Source organism: Candidatus Eisenbacteria bacterium (genome assembly GCA_030017955.1).
Taxonomy (GTDB): Bacteria; Eisenbacteria; RBG-16-71-46; order JASEGR01; family JASEGR01; genus JASEGR01.
The window spans coordinates 1-6,431 of the sequence record JASEGR010000113.1 but is presented as its reverse complement, the minus strand read 5'-3'; the positions used below and the strand labels follow the sequence as shown (position 1 = coordinate 6,431).

Annotated in this window: 5 protein-coding genes; 4 read left to right on the top strand and 1 reads right to left on the bottom strand. The window is 51.7% G+C overall.

Going from position 1 to position 6,431, the window contains the following annotated elements; genetic code table 11:
* Window positions 1–237 precede the first annotated feature (237 nt).
* The 4 genes from QME66_12330 to QME66_12315 all read left to right on the top strand — a co-directional run bounded on the left by QME66_12330 (window position 238) and on the right by QME66_12315 (window position 5,984).
* Complete coding sequence (locus QME66_12330; GenBank protein ID MDI6809750.1) at window positions 238–1,233, top strand: GDP-mannose 4,6-dehydratase; 996 nt, start codon at window positions 238–240, stop codon at window positions 1,231–1,233.
* A 16-nt stretch (window positions 1,234–1,249) separates the two neighbouring features.
* Window positions 1,250–2,254 (top strand): MraY family glycosyltransferase, encoded by a 1,005-nt coding sequence (locus QME66_12325; GenBank protein MDI6809749.1) that lies wholly within the window; start codon window positions 1,250–1,252, stop codon window positions 2,252–2,254.
* 399 nt (window positions 2,255–2,653) lie between these two features.
* Window positions 2,654–4,366 carry a hypothetical protein gene (locus tag QME66_12320; protein MDI6809748.1) on the top strand — a complete coding sequence of 571 codons (1,713 nt, stop codon included), beginning with the start codon at window positions 2,654–2,656 and terminating at the stop codon, window positions 4,364–4,366.
* Complete coding sequence (locus tag QME66_12315; GenBank protein MDI6809747.1) at window positions 4,353–5,984, top strand: hypothetical protein; 1,632 nt, start codon at window positions 4,353–4,355, stop codon at window positions 5,982–5,984. Before QME66_12320 ends, QME66_12315 begins: the two co-directional genes overlap by 14 nt.
* A 14-nt stretch (window positions 5,985–5,998) precedes the next feature.
* Here QME66_12315 and QME66_12310 read toward each other — a convergent pair.
* On the bottom strand, window positions 5,999–6,431 hold a 433-nt coding region (locus QME66_12310), incomplete at its 5' end, for an integrase core domain-containing protein (GenBank protein MDI6809746.1).

Below are 6,431 nucleotides of genomic sequence, written 5' to 3'. Positions count from 1 at the left end.
CCAGAGTCCGGTTTTCAACTTTAAATAGTCCGGTTTTGAATTTTAACTGACAACATCTAGAATGTCCTTGACAGCAATAATATGCTGGATTATCGTGGCGCATTAGTGTGGAGTGACCAATCTAAGCACCTGTCTGGCGGGATTGGGCCGGACAGGAACTGGAGTATGACTGTTTTTCTTTCAGCTCAAGCATTCAGCCTACGGGACATTTTTGGGACCTGAGGAGGAATAAATCCTATGCGCAGCCTAGTCACTGGCGGTGCCGGTTTCATAGGTTCGCATCTTGCCGAAGCCCTCTACAATCGCAAGGATGAGGTCTGGGTAATCGACGATCTGTCCACCGGCAGGAGAAAGAATATCGCCCATCTCGAAAAAGCGGAGAGGTTTCATTTCATAGAAGGGACTGTGCTTGACAGCAGCCTTGTCTCAAAGACGATCAAGAAAGTCGACAGAGTTTTTCACCTCGCTGCTTCGGTTGGTGTGAAGTATGTCATGGAGAACCCCCTCAGGAGTCTCATAAACAATATCCGAGGAACCGAGGTCGTTCTCGAAGAGGCATCCAGGAGAGGCTGCAAGGTCATTCTCTTCTCGACTTCCGAAGTCTATGGCAAGGGGAACGGCTACAAATTCAGAGAGGATGATGACAGAGTTCTCGGCCCGACCGCGGTCTCGCGGTGGAGCTATGCGAGCAGCAAGGCAGTCGACGAATTCCTTGCTTTTGCCTACTGGAGGCAGCACAGACTTCCGGTGGTCATTGTGAGATGCTTCAACACCTGCGGTCCCAGGCAAACAAGCACATACGGAATGGTTGTGCCGACATTTGTGGAGCAGGCTCTGAATGGAGAGCCAATAGCTGTTTATGGAGACGGCACTCAGACAAGATGTTTCTCCTACGTTGGTGATGTGGTGAGGGGGGTGCTTGATCTTGCCGAATCTGAAGGTGCAGTTGGAGAAGTTTTCAACATAGGCACTGACGAAGAGGTGACTGTTTCCGAGCTTGCAGAGAGGGTTAAGAAAATCACTGGGTCACAGTCGCTGATCAAATATGTTCCTTATGAAGACGTATATCACGGAGAGTTTGAGGACATGATGCGCAGGGTGCCGGACCTCTCCAAGATAAGAGAGTCAATAGGTTATTCACCCCGTGTCAACCTGACCGAACTGCTTCGGATTGTTGTTGAAGATGTGAAGTCGGAGTTGGAGAGCCTCAAAAAGACCGTCCTGACCAGCTAGAGCGCTATTGCCCCAGATGCCGCATCTGGTAACCTTTCTTCTTTCACTTCTGCTTTCGTTCATCCTCACCCCGGTTTTCAGAACAATCTCAAGAAGGCTCTCATTCGTTGACTTGCCGGAGGAGAGGAAGTTTCACTCGAAGGCGACGCCACTTCTCGGCGGTATCGCCGTTTTCCTTGCCTGGCAACTGTCGGTCCTTGTCGGCTTGGTCATGCTTGACGGCAGAATCGACGGAAATGCGTTGGCGATTTTCGGCGGAGCGCTCGTTGTGATTGTTGTTGGACTCATTGATGATAGAAGAGGGATGAGTCCGCTGGTGAAACTCGGGGGACAGGCAGCTGCGGCGGCGATTCTCCTTCTCGGTGGCGGAGTCGGGAGAGTTGCCGGGCATGAAGTAGTGAATTTTCTCATCTCCCTCATTTGGGCAGTGGGCTTGATGAACGCCCTGAATTTCCTTGACAACATGGATGGAATCAGCGGAGGAGTGAGTTTTCTTGCCGGCCTTTTCTTTTTTCTTCTGTCCACGGTGTCCGGAGAAGGGCTCCCGGCAGTACTTGCCGCGGGACTTTGCGGTGCGACACTTGGCTTTCTAAGATACAACTTCTCACCTGCATCGATATTTCTTGGCGATGCCGGAAGTCTCTTTCTCGGATATTGTCTCTGTGCGCTTTCGTTGGGAGCAATCCCGAACGAAATGTCAGGGCTCAAACTCTTCGTCCCTGTGCTTGTTCTCGGATATCCGGTCTTTGATATTACGTTTGTGACAGTCATAAGGCTTCTGGAAGGCAGGAAGATATATCAGGGCGGAAAGGACCACTCCTCCCATAGGATGGTCACTGTACTCGGTTCGGTCCCAAAAGGCTGCCTTGTGATCTATTCAATGTCCGTTGTCCTCGGATTGACCGGATTCATTGTGTACAACACTGCTTTCACCATGCCCTTTGTTGCACGGGGGCTCTTCGCTGCGACGGGAGTGCTTATGGTTCTGCTTGGCCTGGTGCTGTCCCGGGTGAAGCAATGACCCCTCGATAGAAGGGACATTATTGAATCTACGGGGATACTCTACAGGGTTGACGGAGCGAGCAGAGACGTCGGGCTGGGCTGCAAAGATTCTGAGGAATTTGGAATTCCAAGATTGGTCTTCGGGGCTTCCGCGGGAGCTGCCATGTACAGAAGAACGCTGATGCGAGCCGATCCCGTGCCCGCTCGGGTTCTCTGGCGCCGACGAATTGATGGCACGACATAACGCTTCGCCGGATCCGCTCGGCACATTCCGGGCTCTGCTCTGGTCAGAACTACTCTGATTCAGGTATCTTGGGGTCTCTCCCGTCACTTGGGCATTCATCAAACTTAGACTGCATTTTTCTCTTGACACGTTCCTAGTGTTTGATATCATGGTTACTAAATAACAGGAGAGACTATGAAATTCAAGACGCGGACAAATATGACGAGATTGTGTTTTTCGTTGTTCATTGTTCTCCCCTTTCTGCTCCTAGTCATACCGGCGGCTTCATATGCTGGTCTGAATGCAGACGTGAAACTCGCTCTTCACGTCAGGCCTCATTTGGCAAAGGCCAGTTGCTCTACATCGGGTATTACAGGTTGTGGAGACATAGTTACCTCGGCGCCTGCACAGGATAACGATTACGATGTCTATGTGATCGCAACGAATGCTGCAGAGCTTAGGACATATGAGTTTGGGATCTCTTATCCCGAGAGTGAGACGAACGGGATAAAGGTGTGGTCGTGGAGGAACTGTGGTGGTTTTGAGCTTCCTTCAACCGGGTTCCCCGGACCTGGGGCGGGTGTGGTGGTTTCAAGAGACTCATGTTCGACGCCGGCAGATGGGTTTGTCGTCTTAGGCATCTTCTATCTTACTGCCTATGGTACTGGAGGTAGGTTTTCCCTGTCCGGCAGTCCACGGAATGGGAAAGTGGAGGTAGGTGATTGTGCGGGCGTGATTGACAGTGTTACTGATCTCGGGTTTGCGGATTTTGGAGAGGGTTCAGGCTATAACCCATGTTTTTGCGACACGGCGGGTACGCTTAGCCTCGAGCTACTCTGGGAGTTTGCCCCTGATTCCCTTGGTCGGAACTGGAGAGTCACTCAGAATAGGTTGCGAGAGGGAAAGGTAGACAAGTTCCCGCTTCGTTCGTTGGTCCTTGATAGCGGCTGGGTCTTCCGTTTTGGGGAAGAGGGGATCCCCTTGAGTGAAAGGAAGTACGAATGGCCTAAGGGGTCGAGCCCTACGCGACACTTCATGATGCTTTTCAAGAGCGGCGATGTGTTCGCAGTGATCCCTTCGAGTATTGAAGCGCCTCCCGAGGCGGTCGGCACGGTACGTTTTCTTGATGGTGCGGGTAACCTCAAGGTTTCTCGACAAGTCCCCGAGGTGCATTCCTTACATGCAAGAATCTCCGATTCTGATTACCTTGTCTGTATGTCTTCGGACAGAGGTTCTTTGAACGTCTTTACCTCCGAGGGCAAAGAGCTTCTGGGCGTCAGAACCTGGCTTGGAGGAGGGGCGTTTGGGCGAGGTGTCCTTCCTTTTGATGCTTGTGGTGACTACGCAGCAAGCCTGGGGTTGGACATAAGGGGATCAGTCGATCCCTACGGCCTATCTCCCTATGACAAGAAGCTTATCGTGTATGATGTGAGGACCGGACTTGTCGCTTGGGAAAGGAGCTTTGAGAAGAATTCCATTTTCCTGCCGCTTTACCTCAAGTTCTCGGCAGATGGAGCCATGCTTATTCTTTATTATCCTGCGGCGCGGATACGAGATGGCTTCGAAGACCTGAGGCAGACAAGAGTTGATGCCCACGATTCAGCGACCGGGGCTCTTTTGTGGTCACGCCCAATCAAGCCTTCGGACCACACTGAGGAAGTCAAGAGAGAAAACAAGAAAATGAGTTTTCGTGGCCTCGCTGTCAGCGAGGGGGCAAAGCTCACTGCTCTCTACTATGAGCCGTATAGCCGGAAACCCGAGGGCGAGCTTCTTCTGTTGGATGAAAGAGGAAACGTAGTTTCTCGCGAACAAGTGCCCGAAGCCGAGAAGCTGTGCTTCGTCGAGCACGGGAAATACTTTCTATTGACCAGACCTGGCGGGGGACAGCTTCTTTATGCGATCAGGTAAGCTCTTTTTTCTTCTGGTCATCATCTCGTCAAAAGCTCTGGCTTCTGATTTTCAGTACTATCCGTTTGAGTGGCAGCTCGGTGAGGTCTATCAGACTTTCATGCAGTTGGCGGATTCGAAGACGGGGCCTGACTTCACTCATCCCGGCATAGATCTTGGAACGGAGGCAGGCACTTACGTGAGAGCGATGGACAGGAGTTGTGTTCTAAGTGTCCACTATGAATACTACGACCCGAGCACGGGAGCAGACGGAGGCGGGAACGGAGTCACACTGGCATGCTATGACAAAGACTACGGTGCGCAGCTCGAAATCGAGTACCCCTACGGCTGGTACCCTGGCGGCTGGACCGTTGTGGACGATTTCTATTTTGACACATATGACTCTGATGCGTCGAAGTTCTATGCCACCGATGACCCTGACTGTGCACCCAATCTCCTGTTGACGCAGGGCCCGAATCCTTGGAACTACAGCACGATTTACCATCTGGACTGGGATGTCCCTTCCGGGTGGTCCGGCGGGTGTAACTACAGGATTACTTTGTATGATGCGGCAGGACATTCCAAACAGTATCAGGAGCGTGTCCTCTATGTGTCCATCAGTGACTTCTATGCAATAGGCGGCAATGCACAGGCCACTGTGAGCTGGAATGTGAGTGTCTTGTACAATAGTTCCGGTCTTGACCTTTATCGAAGCACTGTCAAAGATTACTCAACAGCGCAGAAGGTGAATGCGACTCGCATCTATGCGGACCACACAGGGCTTTACACATACACCGACACTGGGCTTGGAAACAACACCACTTATTGGTATTGGATCAGGGAATATGATCGGTCAGGATACGCTACACTCTACGGACCGACTTTTGCTACACCATCAAATCCCACGCCTTCTGTTGAGTTCAGGTCCATGTCCTTGAGTGCAGATACGACCAGAGCTACGTTTCACTGGTCTGTTCACGCCTACAGTTGTGGTGGGAAGGCCACGACCTACTTCCAGGTCCAGGAGTCATCCGGTGGAAGCTATCAGGATATGAGCATATTCTATCCCAACCAGAACGGCGAGTATGAGTTCATTGATTATGGTGTTGAGAAAGACTCTACCTACTACTTCAGGCTTAAAGAAGTGTTCTCCGGGGGAAGCGTCACCCATGGTCCCCTGAGTGTTGTTGCAAAAGTCAATTTGGCTCCCAGTGTTGTTCAAATATCTCCTCCTGATGGCACGACCGGGCTTGACATATACGGGATTCAATACAGGGTAGTCGCAACTGATCCGGACGGTGATGATGTACGGTTTCATATCCAGGTTGACACTGAGCCCAGCATGAGCGGCCAGATGGTGTGGAATATGTGGCAACCAATGGTTGGGAGCGACACTACCTACGGGTGGTCTTGTTTTGCGCCTGTTTCTTCCGGAAACGATGTGATTTTCAGGATAGACGGATCGCCAGGTGATACTTACTACTGGAGAGTTCGAGCCATGGATCCTTACGGATCTGGCCAGTGGGGACCCTGGTCTGGGGTTCGGAGCCTCACTACATTCAGCGAGAGAATTCCGCCGGTGATAAGCATTTCCGATTTTCCTGACCCTTTCACACCGGATGGAGACGGGGTTGATTAAGCCTATCCCCATCGTCAAGACAGAAAACAGGGTTGTATTTGGTGTAAAGCAGCCTGCACTGGTTTAGTTTCCGGACCTTCCCCTTTCCTTTCTTCGCTGAAATAAGCCTCCTTCGGTGTCCGGTATCCGAGGGACTCATGCAACCGCTCGGTATTGTAGAAGTGGAAGTACTTCGCAAGAGATTCTTTTGCCTCGGCCACGGTTTCGTAGCTCTTCAGGTAAACCTCCTCGTACTTCACCGTCCTCCACAGCCGCTCGACGAAGATGTTGTCCATCGCACGTCCGCGTCCGTCCATGCTGACGGCAACGCCGAGTTTTTCGATTCTCCCGGTAAACTCCAGGCTCGTAAACTGGCTGCCCTGGTCGGAGTTGAAAATGCCGGGAGTTGAAAGCGTCAACGCCCGCTCAAGTGCCCTTACGCAGAACTCCTTGTCCAGTGTCGTCGAT

Coding starts and splice junctions, on each gene's coding strand:
- QME66_12330 (MDI6809750.1), top strand. CDS start 238: ATGCGCAGCCTAGTCACTGGCGGTGCCGGTTTCATAGGTTCGCATCTT.
- QME66_12325 (MDI6809749.1), top strand. CDS start 1,250: ATGCCGCATCTGGTAACCTTTCTTCTTTCACTTCTGCTTTCGTTCATC.
- QME66_12320 (MDI6809748.1), top strand. CDS start 2,654: ATGAAATTCAAGACGCGGACAAATATGACGAGATTGTGTTTTTCGTTG.
- QME66_12315 (MDI6809747.1), top strand. CDS start 4,353: ATGCGATCAGGTAAGCTCTTTTTTCTTCTGGTCATCATCTCGTCAAAA.